The organism is Aquihabitans sp. G128 (genome assembly GCF_019048865.1).
GTDB lineage: Bacteria > Actinomycetota > Acidimicrobiia > Acidimicrobiales > Iamiaceae > Aquihabitans.
In genome coordinates this window covers 354,959-370,162 of sequence record NZ_CP077604.1, presented here as the reverse complement: position 1 = coordinate 370,162, position 15,204 = coordinate 354,959, and the positions used below count along the sequence as shown (strand labels likewise).

The following is a 15,204-nucleotide window of genomic DNA, read 5'->3' as shown; positions in this document are numbered from 1 at the left end:
AGGCGCTGGGCTGCCGACCCGCTGCGCCAAGGATAGGGCGGGCGGTCCCGCGAACCGCGAACCGTGCGAGGGCCCTCAGCCGGGGAGGTTGGCCTCGATGAGGGCGGTGACCTCGGGGGCCTCGGGGTCGGTCATCGGGCGGAAGCGGGCCACGACCTCGCCGCCCGGCGCCACGAGGAACTTCTCGAAGTTCCACTGGATGTCGCCGGCGGTGCCCTCGGCGTCGGCCACCTCGGTCAGCTCGGCGTAGAGGCCGTCGCGGTCGTCGCCGTTGACGTCGACCTTCTCGAACATCGGGAACGACACGCCGTAGGTGGTGGAGCAGAAGGTGGCGATCTCCTCGCTGGACCCCGGCTCCTGGGCGCCGAACTGGTTGCACGGGAAGCCGAGGACGGTGAAGCCCCTGGCGCCGTAGGTCTCCTGGAGCCGCTCGAGGCCCTCGTACTGCGGGGTGAGGCCGCACTTGGAGGCGACGTTGACGACGAGGGCGACCTTGCCCTCGTGGTCGTGGAGGTCGGCGTCGCCGCCGCCGAGGGCCTGCACCGGGTGGTCGTAGATGCTCATGGCCGGCACGCTACCGACCCCCGTGCATCAGGAGGCGACGAGCCCGACCGTCCACTCCCGCCGCAGCTCGGAGCCCTTGGTGCCGTAGTGGATGCCGTCGCCGGCGCGCAGCCCGTCGACCGGCCCGAGGCCACCGACGTAGGTGTCCCAGTCCGCCACGCGCAGGTTGGGGTGGCGCAGCGCCGCCGCGGCGAGGGCGACGTTGACGCCCCGGGCGGCGTCGGCCAGCTCCGGCGTGTGGGCGTCGACGTTGACCCAGACCACCAAGGGCCCGGGACCGATCGCGCGGAGCATGGCGTCGACCTTCCGGCCGTAGGTCGCGGCGTCGTCGGTGTGGTCGTTGGTGCCGAGGGCCACGATCACCACCGAGCGGTCGGCCAGGTCCTGGCCGGCGGCCACCTCGATGCCCTCGGGGGTGGTCCGCCCCGAGCGGGCGTCGACCTGCCAGCCGTCCGGGCCGAGGTCCTGGCCGCCCGCCATCACCGTGATCGAGTCGCCGATCACGAAGACGCCCGAGCGGGTGTCGCCGCCGTCGTCGCGCAGCCGGACCGCCAGCACCACCACGAGGACCGCGAGCACCACGCCCAGCGCCCCCACCAGCCACCACCGTCCCCGTGCCATCGGCCGATCTTGGCAGGCCCCGACGGGTGGAGGCCCCGTCAGCGGCGGCGGCCCATGCGGATGCGCCCGTCGGTGACGGCCACGCCCTCGGCCACCAGCCGGCGCTCGTGCTCGACCTCGTGGCCCGGCACCAGCCGTCCCGACGCATTCACGACCCGCCACCAGGGCAGGTCGCCCTCGCCGGTGGAGAGCAGGCGACCCACGGCTCGGGCCGCGCCGGGGAACCCCGCCTCGGCGGCGACCTCGCCGTAGGTGACGACCTCACCCGGCTGGAGGGCGAGCAGCACGGCGGTGGCGGCTTCGTCGAAGGTCGGCTCACGGTCGGGTGCCACGGGCCCGGCCTACCATGCGCGACGTGAGCGATCGAGACCCGTCGGACCACCTGGAGCGCATCCGCACCGACGGCTACGCCATCGTCCCCGACGCCATCGAGCCGGACCTGCTGGATGCGCTGACCGAGGCCCTCGACCGCTTGGAGCACGACCTGGCGGTCCGCCCCGCCCGCAACGCGTTCGAGGGCACCAGCACCGTCCGGATCTACAACCTCCTCGCCCACGGGTCGCCGTTCGAGCAGGTGCCGGTGCACCCCGCGGTCCTGCCGATCGTGGAGGGCGTCCTCGACCCGGGCTGCCTGGTCTCGTCGCTGTCGTCCATCGCCATCGGCCCCGGCGAGGTGCCCCAGCCCATCCACGCCGACGACCAGATGATGCCCATCGACAAGCCCCACGTGGCCACGGTCTGCAACACCATGTGGGCCCTCACCGACTTCACGGAGGCCAACGGCGCCACCCGCATCATCCCGGGCTCGCACCGGGCTGAGGCCTCCCCCACCTACGGCCAGGCCTACGACTCCGTCCCCGCCGAGATGCGGCGCGGCAGCGTGCTCGTCTGGCACGGCAGCCTCTGGCACGGCGGTGGGTCGAACCACACCGACGCTCGTCGGGTCGGGCTGGCCATGAACTACTGCGCCGGCTGGGTGCGCCAGCAGGAGAACCAGCAGCTCGGCGTGCCCGTCGAGGCGGCCCGGTCCTTCGGCCCCCGCCTGCGCGAGCTCTGCGGCTACGGCGTCTACAACGGGCTCATCGGCCACATCGACCGGAAGCCGCCCGCCGACGTGGTCCTCGGCCCCGCCCCGGGTGCGGCCCCGGCCGGTCGCGGGATGGTGTGGGACGGTGCCTGAGCCGAGCGCCCTCGACCCCACCTCCGAGGACGCCCGCCTGGCCGACGCCCTCTGGTCCACCGGGTCCTGGGGCGTCGCCGACCTCGCGGCCGGGGTGGTCGGGCCGACGGGATCGCTCGCCACCGTCGGCGACGCCCGCCAGGCGTTCCGCCTGGCCTCGGTCACCAAGCTCTTCACCGCCTACGCCTGCCTGGTCGCGGTCGAGGAGGGGACGCTCGACCTCGACGAGCCGGCCGGGCCCGAGGGCGGCACCGTCCGCCACCTCCTGGCCCACGCCGGCGGCTACGGCTTCGACACGCCGCCGCTCTCGCGTCCCGGCCGCACGCGCATCTACTCCAACACCGGCTTCGACGCCCTCGGCGACCACCTGGCCGAGCGGGCCGCCATGCCCGCCGCCGAGTACGTGGCCGCCGCCGTCTTCGAGCCGCTCGGCCTGGCGGCCACGGACCTGCGCGACGGCTCCCTGGCCCACGGCGCGTGGTCGACGGTGGCCGACCTGTCCGCCTTCGCCGCCGAGCTGCTGCGGCCGACCCTGGTGGCGGCGGCCACCCTCGCCGAGGCCACGACGGTGCAGTTCCCCGGCCTGGCCGGCGCGCTCCCGGGCGTCGGCCCCCAGCACCCCAACGACTGGGGCCTCGGCTTCGAGCTGCGGGACCACAAGGCCCCGCACTGGACCGGCGCGACCAACAGCCCGGCCACCTTCGGCCACTTCGGCGGGGCCGGCACGTTCCTCTGGGTCGACCCCGCCATCGATCGTGCCCTGGTGGTGCTCACCGACAAGGGCTTCGGCCCGTGGGCGCTCGACGTCTGGCCCCGCCTGTCCGACCAGGTCGTCGGGGTCTACCGCTAGCTAGTAGTCGAGCGAGACGCCGCCGTTGAGGCGATCGAGGTAGCTGGTGCCGCGGAGCACGTGGACCAGGCGGCGGTACGGGTGGTGGCGGTGCAGGTCGCGGAACGGCTCCGACGGCGGGAAGGCGAGCAGCTCCCGCACGTCCCACGCCAGCGAGTACAGGCGGACCCGGTCGAACTGGCGGGGGTGGGCGAAGAGCTCCGGGTAGTCCTCGGCCAGCCACCACGGGATGTCGACGTAGTCCTCCGCCTTGGTCTGGGCCTCGTAGTCCGGGGCGACGTGGAGGTAGGGCAGGGCGACGAAGCGCAGCAGCACGTCGAGGTCGAGGTCGGGCGGCCCCGGCCGGGCGTACTCGAAGTCGAGCAGCGCCGTCACCCGCTCGCCGTCCCACAGCACGTTCTCGAACGAGAGGTCGCCGTGGACGATCGTGTGGGCGTCGAAGGGGTCGAGCGCGTCGGCGTTGGCCACGGCGTGGGCGGCCACCTCCTGCATGATCCCCGGGTCGACGTTGGGCAGCTGCGACACCAGGTCGAGCGCATCGAGCAGGCGGGCGATGGCGAGGTCACCGGTCGGCGCCGGGTCCAGGAGCTGGGGCAGGTCCGCCAAACCGTCCAAGCGGGGGCAGGGCAGGCGGTGCACCACCTTCAGCCGGGCCGCCAGCTGGCGCACTGCGTCGCGCCGGGCGGCCTCGGACATCGTCGGCCACCACCGGCTCAGCGGCTGGCCCGGCACCCGTTCCAGGACCAGCCAGTCGCTGCCGACCTCGCCGCCGTGCTGGATGAGCGCCGGGTAGCCGACCTCGGGGGGCAGGACCTGGGAGAGCACGGCTTCGCGGTGCAGCCGGAGGCTGGCGTCGCGGTTGACCCGGACCACGTACTGGTCGGTGAGCCACACCTCGTTGGTGACGCTGGACGCGCGTGAGCCCGGTCGGGGCGATGCCGGCCTCGGCCAGCGCCCGCATGGCGCGCCCCGCCCGAGGCCCGTCGCCATGCGCGGCGCGAGGCGCGCCCTGGGGTCCCGCGTTGCGTCGGACAAGAGGTCACCATCGGCACCGCCGACGCCGAGATGAGGGGAACCCCGGCGCCGCACACCCGAGGCATCCGGACGGGGGTGGCTACGTTTCCCCGCCATGGAGAAGCTGGCCTACCTGCTGTGGCGACCGTCCGACCTCGACGCCGAGGGCTGGTCCGCTCGGCTCCGGGGGCCCGTGGCCGACGCGCTCGCTCGCGCCGGGGCCCTGGGCGTCCAGGTGAACGTCACCGACGACGCGGTGGCCGCCGCCGCCATCCGGATGTCGACGTTCGACGCACCCATCGAGGCCGTGGTCTCGGTGTGGCTGCACACCGCCACGGGCGACGCTCGCGCCGCCGTGGAGGCGGCCCTCGGTGCTGCCAGCGCCCGGCTGGCCGGCTACCTCGTCACCGAGTCGGTGCCCCTGGTGGCCCCGCCGACCCCACCCGGGTCCCGCACGGAGGGCCTGGCCAACCTGGCCTTCCTCCGTCGCCACCCCGGCCTCGACCGCACCCAGTGGCTCGAGCGCTGGCAGGGGTCCCACACCGCCGTCGCCATCAGCACGCAGAGCACCTTCGGCTACGTGCAGAACGTGGTGGTCCGCGCCGTGACCGCCGACGCGCCGGAGATCGACGGCATCGTCGAGGAGCTGTTCCCCGCTGCCGCCATGACCGACTTCCACGTCTTCTTCGACACGGGCGGGAGCGATGAGGTGCTGGCCGAGCGCATGGCCGGGATGATGGCCAGCGTGGCCCGCTTCAGCGGCGACGACGCCGTCCTCGACGTCGCCCCCACCAGCCGGTACGTGCTCTCCAGCCCGATCTGAGGGCGAGCCGCGCCGCCTGGCCGTACCGGTCAGCGGAGCCGGTAGGACCAGCGGTAGGGCCCCGGGCCCACGCGGTGCGCGGGCGCCACGTCCGGGCCGACGGCACCCGAGCCCACGCCCCGGTGGCGGGCGTCGAGCCAGACGTAGCAGCGGTCGTCGTGGGGCAGGTCCTCGAGGTGACCGGCATCGGCCACCTCCTCATCGGTCCAGCGGCTCACGGTGGCGTCGAGGCCGTCGAGCTCGTCGATGGTCAGCACCACCCCGCCCTCGGCGTCGAGGAAGCGCAGCCAGCGGACGCCGGTGCGGTTCCCGCTGGCCTGCGGGTGGACGTAGGGCACCGACCAGGCGTCGACCGGGGTGGTCCAGCGGCCGACGCGGGTGGAGGCCGAGCGGTCCGAGTAGCCCTCGTGCGGCCCGTCGCCCAACCACTCGACCGCGGCGATGCCCGGTCCCAGGTCGAGCCGGACCCCCACTCGGGCGATGTCGTCGATCCCCGCCGGCACCACGACCGCGTGGGTGGTGCGCTCCCCGCCGCCGTCACTGTCGTCTTCGCCTTCGGACGTCGTGGTCTCCATGGCCGCGACCGCCGGTGCGTCGCGGAGGCCGAGGCGGTCCCAACGGGCGGCGTGCGGGCCCAGCACGGGGCCGAACACCTCGTTGTCGATCGGGGCTCGCCACAGGGCGAGCACCGGGGCCAGGTCGGCCGACCGCCGGCCCGACCTCGGCCCGGATGGTGCCTGGGCGAGCCCGGGCTCGGACCGCACCAGGACCTGGTGGCTCGCCACCACGTGGCCGGCGGGGGCCCACGGCTGCGCCTCGGTGGTGGCGAAGGCGAGCGTGAGGTGGGCCCGCTCCCCCGGTGCCAGGTCCACGTGCGGCACCGGCACGCGCACCTCGGTGGCGGCACCGGGTGCGAGGTCCAACGCGTCCAGCACCCCGCTGGCCACCTCGACGCCGTCGACCGCCACCGACCACGTGGGCGTGAGCCAGGCGAGGTCGACGAAGTCGTGCTCGTTGGCGACCCGCAGCACCCCGCGGCCGGCGTCGACCGCGGCGATGCGGACGGGCGCGACCACCGCCGCCAGCTCGAGCAGCGAGGGGTGCGGCGTGCGGAAGGCGTCGACGAGGCCGTTGCAGCAGAACGGCCCGTCGTTGGGCTCGTCGCCGAAGTCGCCGCCGTAGGCCAGGCGCTCGGTGCCGTCGGGCAGCTGCTGCACCAGGGCCTGGTCCACCCAGTCCCACACGAACCCGCCCTGGAGCCCGGGGTGGGTGCGGATGGCGTCCCAGTAGTCGTCCAGCGAACCGCACGAGTTGGCCATGGCGTGGATGTACTCGCACATCACCAGCGGCCGGTCCGGGGTGCCGTGCGTGGCCCACGCCACCAGGTCCTCGACCGACGGGTACATGGGGGCGATCAGGTCCGACTCGGGCGTGGGCCGGCCGAGCAGCTCCCCGAGGTCCGACTCGACCCCTGCCGCCAGCTCGCCGAACAGCGCCTCGCCGATCGAGCTCTCGTACTGGATCGGCCGGGAGGGGTCCCACGCGCGCAGCCACTCCGCCGCGGCCCGCAGGATCGGTGAGGTCCCGCTCTCGTTGCCGAGCGACCACACGATGATCGACGGGTGGCCCTTGTCGCGCAGCGCCATGCGGACCACGCGGTCGAGCACCGCTCCGGCCCACCGCGGCTGCTTGAGCAGGCTGCGCAGGTGCGCGTGGGCCTCGAGGTTCGCCTCGTCGACCACGTACAGCCCCAGCCGGTCGCAGAGGTCGTAGAGCACGGCGTCGTTCGGGTAGTGCGAGGTGCGCACGGCGTTGATGCCGTGCTGCTTCATCAGCACCAGGTCGGCCTCGATGCCCTCGGCGGTGACCGCCTTGCCCCGCCGCGGGTCGTGGTCGTGGCGATTGACCCCCTTGATGAGCACCGCCCGGCCGTTCACCAGCAGCTCGTGGCCCACCACCTCCACCCGACGGAAGCCCACCTGCACCGCCACCACGTCGACTGCCCGGCCCTCGCCGTCGAGCAGGGTGACGGTGAGCTCGTGCAGGTTCGGCACCTCGGCGCTCCACGGCGCGACGTCGGGGACCACGAGGTCGAGCACCGCTCGGCGGCCCTCGAAGAGCAGCCAGTTGGCCAGGCTGTCGGTGGGGTGCTCGAAGCGGGCCGCCGCCTCCACCCGCTGGCCGCCCAGCTCGGCGCGCACCGTCCAGCCCTTGGGCCCGTGGCCTTCGGCGCCGACCCACACCACCGTGCGCAGGCGCCCCACGCCGGTGGCGAGGTCGAGGTCGGCGGTGGGGTGCACGTCGGCGATGTGGACCGGCGGGGTGGCGTAGAGGGACACCGATCGGTGCAGGCCGGCGTGGTGCCAGTGGTCCTGGTCCTCCAGGTAGGTGGCATCGGACCAGCGCACCACGGTGAGGGCCAGCTCGAACGAGCTGCCGGGCTCCACCAGGCCGGTGAGGTCGACCTCGTGGGGCAGCCGGGAGTCCTTGCCCATGGCCACGGGACGGCCGTCGACGTGGACGTAGAGCACCGTCTCGGCCGCTCCGACGTGCAGCACGATCCGCTGGCCGGCCCACGCCTCGGGCACCTCGACGGTGCGCCGGTGCACCCCGGTGGGGTTGGCCTCGGGCACGGCGGGCGGCGGGCCGGGGAACGGCATCTGGATGTTCGTGTACTGGGGCCGGTCGAAGCCCTGCATGGTCCAGCAGCCGGGGACCTCGATGGTCGCCCACCCGTCGACGGGCCCGGAGAGGTCGGCCGCGGTGACGGACTCGGGCCGCTCCCGGAGCACGAAGGCCCACGAGCCGTCGAGCGCCACCGCCCCGGGCCGGGCCAGGTGGGTGCTCATCGGCACCCGCCCGAACCCGGTGGCCTCCGGGGCCGCCCACGACCGGGGTCCGAACGCATCGAGCGGGCACGGCGACGGCGGGAGGCTCACGGCCCGAGAGCTTGCCCCATCGGCCGGGAAGCCGGTCGCCGTCATGTCGGCGCGCCCGGTTGCTCTCACCCGAGGTGCCCACGCTCGACGACCTCGCGCCCGTTGGACCCGCGGTCGATGGCCCGGGCGCCTGGCTGCCCGGCGTGGTGCTCCACCTGGCCCTGGTGGGCCCGCAGCTCGGCCGTCGCGACCTCTTCGGCGACGAGGCCTACTCGCTGGCGGCCACCCACTCCCTCTGGCAGACCTGGCAGCGCACCGGCGGCACGATGGCGCTCTACTACGGCCTCCTGCGTCCGTGGGCCGCCGTCTCGGCCGATCCCCGCTGGCTGCGCCTGCCCTCCGCCCTCGCCATGGCCGCCGCGTTGGCCGTGCTGGCCCGCCTGGTCGCCCGCCACCACGGCGCCTCCCTCGGTCGTTGGGCCGGGCTCGTGGCCGCCGCGAGCTGGCTCCCGGTCCGCCAGTCCCTCAACGCCCGCTCCTACGGCCTCGTCGCCCTGCTCGTCGCGATGGCCTGGTCGGCCCTCGACCGGGTGCTCGACCGTGGCCCGGCCGAGCGGACCGCACGGCCGACGGCGTGCTTCGCCGCAGCCACGGTCCTGCTCCCGCTCGCCCACGGGCTGGCGGTCGTCCAGGTCGCCGCCCTGGCGGTCGCCGTCGCCTGGGCCCGCCCGCCCGCTCGCCGGGCGGGGCCGCTGCTGCTCGCCTGCGCCGCGTCGCTCGGGGTGGGCCTCGCCCTCTACGTCGCCGGCGGCAAGGACGTCGGGGTCTCCCTGGCGCCGTTCGGTGCCCGCGCCGCCCTGGGGTTCGTCCGCGCCCTCGTCAACCCGTCGCTCAAGCTGGCACCGACCTTGGCGCTGCTCACGGCGTGGGGGGCCTGGCGATGCGTCCGGGGGCCGGCGGCCACGTCGGCACAGCGGTTCCGCCAGGTCGCCCTGGTCCTGTGGGGCCCGGTGGCCGCCGTCGCCGTGCTCGGCGTCAACCTCTTCCGCCCCGCGCAGCAAGCCCAGTACGCCATGGGCTCGGCCCTGGCGCTGCCCGCGCTGCTGGTGGTCGGCGTCGCCGGCCTCGGCCGGCCCGCTCGGGCCCCGGTCCACCGCATGCCACCGATCCTGGGCGCCGCCCTGCTCCTGACGGTGCTCGCGGTGGTGCAGCCGGTGCTGCCCGAGCGGCGCCGACCTGGTCGAGCGCCGCGTCCGTGGTGGCCGCGCACCGGCGTGCGGGCGACGGCATCCTGTTCGTCCCCACCGATGCCCGCCTGGCCTTCGAAGGCCAACTGGCCCGCCGGCCCCTCGAGGGGCTGCGCTACCTCGGGCCCGGGCGCCCGCTCGGCACGTTCGACCGCTTCGCCACGGCATCGACCGCCGACCTCGCGACCCGCACCACCGCCGCCGCCCGCGTGTGGCTGGTGACCACCGGCACCGAGCCCGAGCCCGACGACGGCGCCTTCCTCGCCCGACCCGAGGTCCGCCGCCGGGTGCGGATCGTGGCGACCTGGCGCGCCGCGCCCGGGATCCGGGTGACCCTCGTCGAGCGGCGTTGAGGGCGGCCCGCCCCCACCCGAGGGCAGGGGCGGACCGTCGGCTCAGAACTGGTCGGCGGTGAGGGCGAAGAGGTCGCCCTTGCCGGCCTTCACGGGGGCCACCAGGCCGTGGACCTGCGGGAGCAGGTGCTCGGCGAAGAAGCGGGCGGTCACCAGCTTCACCGCCGCCACGTCGGCGTCGGCCGCACCGGCGTCGACCTGGCGCTTGGCGACCAGGGCCTGCACGGCCATGAGCCAGCCGGCCACCGTGGTGGCGTAGAGGCGCTGGAACGGCGAGGCGGCCGAGAGGGCCTGGACCGGATCGGCGAGGCCCTCGGCCAGCAGCCAGTTGGCCGCCTCCTCGAGCGACTCGACGGCGGCCACCAGCTCGTGGTGGATGACGGCGAGCTCGTCGCTGGCCCCGGCCAGCTCCTCGACGGTGGCCTTCATGCGGCTGATCTGGTCCTGGTGGACGCCGCCGGCGCGCATGGGCAGCTTGCGGCCGACGAGGTCCATGGCCTGGATGCCGTTGGTGCCCTCGTAGATCTGGGTGATCTTGCAGTCCCGGTAGAACTGGGCCGCGCCGGTCTCCTCGATGAAGCCCATGCCGCCGTGCAGCGAGATGCCGATGGAGGTGACCGTCTCGGCGACGTCGGTGCAGTAGCTCTTGGTGAGCGGGATGAGCAGGTCGACCATCTCCTGGGCGGCGGTGCGCACGTGCTCGTCGGCGCCGTGGCGGGCCACGTCGATCTGCTCGGCGACCTTGTAGGCCAGGAGCCGCATGGACTCGGTGTAGGCCTTCATGGTCAGCAGCTGCCGGCGCACGTCCGGGTGCTCGATGATGAACGACTTCTCGCCGCGTGCGGCGCCGGGGGCGAAGCCCTGCTTGCGCTCACGGGTGTAGGCGAGGGCGTGCTCGTAGGCCCGCTGGGCCAGGCCGAGGCCCTCGACGCCGACGCCGAGGCGGGCGTTGTTCATCATCGTGAACATGTACCGCATGCCGGCGTTCTCCTCGCCGATGAGGTAGCCGGTGGCGCCGTCGGAGTTGTCGCCGTAGGCCAGCACGCAGGTGGGGCTGCCCTTGATGCCCATCTTGTGCTCGACCGAGACGATGTGGACGTCGTTGCGCTCGCCCAGCGACCCGTCGTCGCCCACCAGGAACTTCGGGACGATGAAGCACGAGATGCCCTTGGTCCCGGCGGGCGCGTCGGGCGTGCGGGCCAGGACGAGGTGCACGATGTTCGGCGTGAACGAGTGCTCGCCGAAGGTGATGAAGATCTTCTGGCCGGTGATCTTGTAGCTGCCGTCGTCCTGCTTGACGGCCTTGGTGCGCAGGGCGCCGACGTCGGAGCCGGCATCGGGCTCGGTGAGGTTCATGGACCCGGTCCACTCGCCGGACACCATCTTGAGCAGGTACTTCTCCTTCTGCTCCTCGCTGCCGTGGTGGAGGATGGCGTCGATGGCGCCCTGGGTGAGCAGCGGCGCCATGGCGAGGGCCATGTTGGCGCTGTTGAGCAGCTCCTGGAGCACGATGCCCACCAGCCACGGGAAGCCGCCGCCGCCGTAGGCCTCGTCGAAGGGCACGGCGCCCCAGCCGGCCTCGGCGTAGGCCGCGTAGGCCTCCTTGAAGCCGGTGGCGGTGATGACCTCGTCGCCCTCGACGTGGCTGCCCTCGGCGTCGCCCACGGCGTTGGTGGGGGCCCAGACGTCCGACATCAGGCGCCCGAACTCCTCGATGACGCCCTCGACCGACTCGGCGTCGATGGCCTGGTAGGCCTCGAGCTTGGCCAGCTCCTCGATGGGCGTGATGTGGTCCAGGAGGAACTTGATGTCTTTGAGCGGCGGCGTGTAGTCGGACATGGCGATCACGCTAGGGCAAGCCCCACAACGCCTCCCACCCCCTGACGACCCGTCAGGTCTTGCTCCGCGACCCGGGGTTACCCGCCGGTAGCCACGCCCGTGGGGAGGGTGGCCTGCCTGCCAAGGGCGGTCGGTCCCCCGTAGGGTCTGCCCCGATGGCACGGAAGATCCTGGTGGTGGAGGACGAGGCGCTGATCGCCGACGCGGTGGCGGCTCGCCTGCGCAGCGAGGGCTACGAGGTCCAGCTCGCCGCCGACGGTCCGGCGGGGGTGGGCCACGCCCGCCGCTGGGAGCCGGACCTGGTGATCCTCGACCTGATGCTGCCGGGCCTCGACGGCCTCGAGGTGTGCCGCCAGATCCAGAAGGACCGGCACCTCCCGGTCCTCATGCTCACCGCCCGCGACGACGAGACCGACCTGGTGATCGGGCTGGCCGTCGGCGCCGACGACTACCTCACCAAGCCGTTCTCCATGCGCGAGCTCGTCGCCCGCGTGCAGGCCCTGTTCCGCCGCATCGACGCCCTCGCCGGGGTCACGCCCGCCCGCACGCTGACCCTCGACGACGACATCGAGATCGACGTGGATGCCCGCCGGGTCCGCCAGCGGGGCGAGATCGTCCACCTCACCCCGACCGAGTTCGACCTGCTCGTCGGCCTCGCCGAGAAGCCGGGGCGCGTGCTCACCCGGGAGAAGCTGCTGGCCGACGTGTGGGGCTACCGCGACGGCTCCGGCGCCCGGACCGTCGACTCCCACGTCCGGGCCCTGCGCCGCAAGCTCGGCGACAACGTGGTCCGCACCGTCCACGGCGTGGGCTACGGCCTCGGCGAGGGCGACCCCGGCGACGCCGACGGCAGCGAGCTCGATGGCGCCCGCCCGGCCGACCCGCCCGGCCCGGACGCCGACGGGTAGCGGCTCGCCGTGGCCGCCAACCCGCTCCAGCGGCTCCGGTCGATCAAGGTCAAGTTCAGCGTGGTCATCGTGGCCGCGGTGGCGGTGACCCTGGCCGTGAACGAGATCGGCATCGTCCTCAACTTCGCCCCGGTGTTCCGCGCCGGCGTGGCGGCGATCATCGCCCTCGGCATGGTCCAGCTCATGAGCAAGGGGATGACCTCGCCGCTGCGGTCCATGGAGCAGGCGGCCAGCTCCATGGCCGCCGGCAACGTCACCGAGCGCATCGAGACCACGTCGTCGGACGAGGTGGGCCGCCTGGCCGTGGCCTTCAACCTCATGGCCGAGGAGCTGGCCGAGGTCGACCGGCAGCGGCGCGAGCTGGTGGCCAACGTCTCCCACGAGCTGCGCACGCCCATCTCCGCGCTGCGGGCCACGTTGGAGAACGTCGTCGACGGCGTGGTGGCGCCGGACCCGGCCCTGCTGCGGACGATGCTGGCCCAGACCGAGCGCCTCCAGCGCCTGGTGACCCAGCTGCTCGACCTCAGCCGGCTGGAATCGGGCGGCACGCCGCTGCACCTGCTGCCGTTCCCCGCCGCCGACCTGCTCGAGGCGGTGGCCGACGAGTCGGCCCTCCACTCCCCCGACCTCACCTTCCGCGTCGAGGTCGAGCCGCCCGACCTCGCCCTCGTCGGCGATCCCGAGCGCCTGCACCAGGTCTTCGCCAACCTCACCGACAACGCGGCCCGCTTCACCCCCGAGGGCGGCGAGGTCGTGCTGGCCGCCCGCCGCCAGGACGACGTGGTGCGCTTCGAGGTGCTCGACGACGGCCCCGGGATCCCGCCCGACTCGCTCAACCGCGTCTTCGAGCGCTTCTACCGGACCGACGAGGCCCGCAGCACCGACGAGGGCGGCTCCGGCCTGGGGTTGGCCATCGCTCGGTGGGTGGTCGACCTGCACGCCGGGCGCATCCACGCCGAGCAGCGGGCCGAGGGCGGGTGCCGGATGGTCGTGGAGCTGCCCGACGACGCCGCCTCCTGACCGGGGCTACTCGATGACGAGGTCGGCCAGGCCCGCCTCCTCCGCCGGGTACTGCGGGTCGAGGTCGCGCAGGTGCCCGAGCAGGATCTGCAGCACGGCCCAGTCGCGGTACCACTTGCGGTCGGCGGGCACGACGTACCACGGGGCGGCCTCGGTGCTCGTCTCGCCGATCGCGTCGGCGTAGGCGTCGGCGTAGGCGTCCCACTTGGCGCGGACGGTGAGGTCGGCGGCGGAGAACTTCCAGCGCTTCTCCGGCTCGTCGAGCCGGGACTGGAAGCGCTCCTTCTGCTCGTCCTTCGAGATGTGGAGGAACACCTTCACCACGGTCGTGCCGGCATCGACCAGCGAGCGCTCGAAGTGGCGGATGGTCCCGTACCGCGGGCGCCACACGTCCTCGGGCACCAGCTCGTCGACGCGGACGATGAGCACGTCCTCGTAGTGCGAGCGGTTGAAGACGCCGATCTCCCCGTGGCCGGGGACCTGCTGGTGGATGCGCCACAGGAAGTCGTGCTCGAGCTCCTCGGTGGAGGGGCCCTTGAACGAGCTGGCGCGCACGCCCTGCGGGTTGACGCCGGTGAACACCTTGCGGATGGTGCCGTCCTTGCCGCCGGCGTCCATGGCCTGCAGCACGAGCAGCACCGATCGGCGGTGCTCGGCCCAGAGCCGGTTCTGCAGCTCGGCGAGCTCGTCGACGAGGGGTCCGGTGGCGGCTCGCGTCTCCGCCTTGTCGCCGGGAGCGCCGGCGGTGGAGCGGGTGTCGATGTCGGACAGCTTCGGGCGCTCGCCCTCGGGCACGCGCCAGCGGTCGTGGTGGTTCGCCATGGCGGGAGGCTACGCCTCCCGCCACAGCGGGACCGACGGGCTAGATGCTGCGCCCCCTCGAACGGATCACGTTGAGGATGACCACGACGAGGATGATGGCGACGAGGATGACGAGGAGCGTGTAGAGCATGGGCCTCGCATACCCCGGCGAGCCGAACACCGTTCGCCGCCGAACACCAACCACCCGGCGGGGTGATCTCGCCGCCCGGGCGTACCCCGTCAGGGAGCGCGGACGTCCACCACCACGCGGGGCGGGCCGGCCAGCGTGTGGACGCGGAACGGCCGCTCGCGATCGGTGCCGACCGCCCACGAGAGGACGGCCTCGAAGTCGCCCGTGCGCACCAGCTCGCGGAGCACGCCGTCGCTGCGGGCCGCCGGCACCCGGTCCGGGCCGCGGTACACGGGCTTGCCGGTCTCCATGTCCACGCCCGATGCCGGCTGCAGCACCACCTCGAGGGTGGCGCCCCCGGCGACGGTGACCACCTCGCCCGACCCGTCTGCGTAGGTCGGTCCGGTCGCCCACCCCACCCGGTAGCCGGGCCGGACGTCGCCGGCGAACTCGAACACGACCCGGTCGAAGCCGTCGTGGTGGCCGACCCGCACGGCCCGGAGCAGGGCGGTGCCGTCGGCTCCCGCCGGCGCCGAGCGTGGCGAGCTGGCGAACCCGTCGAGCGAGTCGTCGGCGTCGGCATCCGGTGGCGCGGGCTTCGTGGACCCCGCGCCCGACGACGGCGCAGCCGACGTGGCGACCAGCGGCGCCGGGACGACCGTCGCCGCGGGCCGCACCACCGTCGACCCGGGAGCCCCGGTGGTGGTCGGCCCGCTCACGGCGGCCCGGTCGGCGGCCTCATCGCCACGAGCGACGGTCACCGCCGCCGCGACGGTGGTGGTGGTGGTGGAGCCGGTGCGGCGCCGCGCCGAGGTCCCGTCGCTCGTCGAGCCCCCGCACCCGGCGAGCAGGGCCAGCGCCAGCGCGACCGCCACGCGGCGCGCCGCGGCACGACCCGCCACGCCCTCCCCTCCCCGAAGCATCGGGCCACCCTACGATGCCCGGCAGGCGCCGGCTGACGGCGCGCCGACCCCA

General features: G+C 74.1%; 15 protein-coding genes. 7 read left to right on the top strand and 8 right to left on the bottom strand.

Going from position 1 to position 15,204, the window contains the following annotated elements; all coding sequences use genetic code 11:
* Window positions 1-75: 75 nt before the first annotated feature.
* From KSP35_RS01680 to KSP35_RS01670, 3 genes are read right to left on the bottom strand one after another with little or no spacing between them, the layout of a single operon-like run.
* On the bottom strand, window positions 76-564 hold the full coding sequence (locus KSP35_RS01680; protein WP_216998518.1) for a glutathione peroxidase: 489 nt from the start codon (window positions 562-564) through the stop codon (window positions 76-78).
* Between the two features lie 27 nt (window positions 565-591).
* Entirely contained in the window at window positions 592-1,185 is a 594-nt protein-coding gene (locus tag KSP35_RS01675; RefSeq protein WP_216998517.1) for a hypothetical protein, read from the bottom strand.
* 38 nt (window positions 1,186-1,223) lie between these two features.
* A complete protein-coding gene (locus tag KSP35_RS01670) occupies window positions 1,224-1,517 on the bottom strand; it encodes an MGMT family protein (RefSeq protein ID WP_216998516.1) in 294 nt (97 codons plus the stop codon).
* A gap of 23 nt (window positions 1,518-1,540) precedes the next feature.
* On the opposite strand from KSP35_RS01670, the gene KSP35_RS01665 reads away from it, so the two are divergent.
* Together KSP35_RS01665 and KSP35_RS01660 are read left to right on the top strand one after the other, a co-directional pair.
* The gene (locus tag KSP35_RS01665; protein WP_254126930.1) at window positions 1,541-2,365 is read left to right on the top strand and encodes a phytanoyl-CoA dioxygenase family protein; all 825 of its coding nucleotides are present in this window, start codon (window positions 1,541-1,543) and stop codon (window positions 2,363-2,365) included.
* Between the two features lie 37 nt (window positions 2,366-2,402).
* Entirely contained in the window at window positions 2,403-3,215 is an 813-nt protein-coding gene (locus KSP35_RS01660; protein ID WP_371749013.1) for a serine hydrolase domain-containing protein, read from the top strand.
* Here KSP35_RS01660 and KSP35_RS01655 read toward each other — a convergent pair whose 3' ends face one another.
* Window positions 3,216-4,109, bottom strand: coding sequence for a phosphotransferase family protein (locus KSP35_RS01655; protein WP_216998513.1), 894 nt, complete (start codon window positions 4,107-4,109; stop codon window positions 3,216-3,218). It abuts the gene before it with no gap.
* Window positions 4,110-4,344: 235 nt separating this feature from the next.
* Between KSP35_RS01655 and KSP35_RS01650 the strand changes: the two genes are divergently transcribed.
* The gene (locus KSP35_RS01650) at window positions 4,345-5,052 is read left to right on the top strand and encodes an EthD domain-containing protein (RefSeq protein WP_216998512.1); all 708 of its coding nucleotides are present in this window, start codon (window positions 4,345-4,347) and stop codon (window positions 5,050-5,052) included.
* A 29-nt stretch (window positions 5,053-5,081) separates the two neighbouring features.
* On the opposite strand, the gene KSP35_RS01645 is transcribed toward KSP35_RS01650, so the two are convergent.
* Window positions 5,082-7,901 carry a glycoside hydrolase family 2 TIM barrel-domain containing protein gene (locus tag KSP35_RS01645; protein ID WP_216998511.1) on the bottom strand — a complete coding sequence of 940 codons (2,820 nt, stop codon included), beginning with the start codon at window positions 7,899-7,901 and terminating at the stop codon, window positions 5,082-5,084.
* A gap of 149 nt (window positions 7,902-8,050) precedes the next feature.
* On the opposite strand from KSP35_RS01645, the gene KSP35_RS01640 reads away from it, so the two are divergent.
* Together KSP35_RS01640 and KSP35_RS25020 are read left to right on the top strand one after the other, a co-directional pair.
* On the top strand, window positions 8,051-9,400 hold the full coding sequence (locus KSP35_RS01640) for a hypothetical protein (RefSeq protein WP_216998510.1): 1,350 nt from the start codon (window positions 8,051-8,053) through the stop codon (window positions 9,398-9,400).
* Window positions 9,397-9,531, top strand: a complete 135-nt coding sequence (locus KSP35_RS25020) for a hypothetical protein (protein WP_256444520.1) — start codon at window positions 9,397-9,399, stop codon at window positions 9,529-9,531. The genes KSP35_RS01640 and KSP35_RS25020 overlap by 4 nt, the downstream gene beginning before the upstream one ends.
* A 42-nt stretch (window positions 9,532-9,573) precedes the next feature.
* On the opposite strand, the gene KSP35_RS01635 is transcribed toward KSP35_RS25020, so the two are convergent.
* Window positions 9,574-11,370, bottom strand: a complete 1,797-nt coding sequence (locus KSP35_RS01635) for an acyl-CoA dehydrogenase (RefSeq protein WP_216998509.1) — start codon at window positions 11,368-11,370, stop codon at window positions 9,574-9,576.
* A gap of 155 nt (window positions 11,371-11,525) precedes the next feature.
* Here KSP35_RS01635 and KSP35_RS01630 point away from each other — a divergent pair, with 155 nt between their 5' ends.
* Both KSP35_RS01630 and KSP35_RS01625 read left to right on the top strand, forming a co-directional pair.
* A complete protein-coding gene (locus KSP35_RS01630; protein WP_216998508.1) occupies window positions 11,526-12,278 on the top strand; it encodes a response regulator transcription factor in 753 nt (250 codons plus the stop codon).
* 9 nt (window positions 12,279-12,287) lie between these two features.
* Window positions 12,288-13,298: a HAMP domain-containing sensor histidine kinase gene (locus KSP35_RS01625; RefSeq protein ID WP_216998507.1), complete on the top strand. Its 1,011-nt coding sequence runs from the start codon at window positions 12,288-12,290 to the stop codon at window positions 13,296-13,298.
* 6 nt (window positions 13,299-13,304) lie between these two features.
* On the opposite strand, the gene KSP35_RS01620 is transcribed toward KSP35_RS01625, so the two are convergent.
* Together KSP35_RS01620 and KSP35_RS01615 are read right to left on the bottom strand one after the other, a co-directional pair.
* Window positions 13,305-14,120, bottom strand: coding sequence for a PPK2 family polyphosphate kinase (locus tag KSP35_RS01620; RefSeq protein ID WP_216998506.1), 816 nt, complete (start codon window positions 14,118-14,120; stop codon window positions 13,305-13,307).
* A 219-nt stretch (window positions 14,121-14,339) separates the two neighbouring features.
* Entirely contained in the window at window positions 14,340-15,131 is a 792-nt protein-coding gene (locus tag KSP35_RS01615) for a hypothetical protein (protein ID WP_216998505.1), read from the bottom strand.
* Window positions 15,132-15,204: the final 73 nt, after the last annotated feature.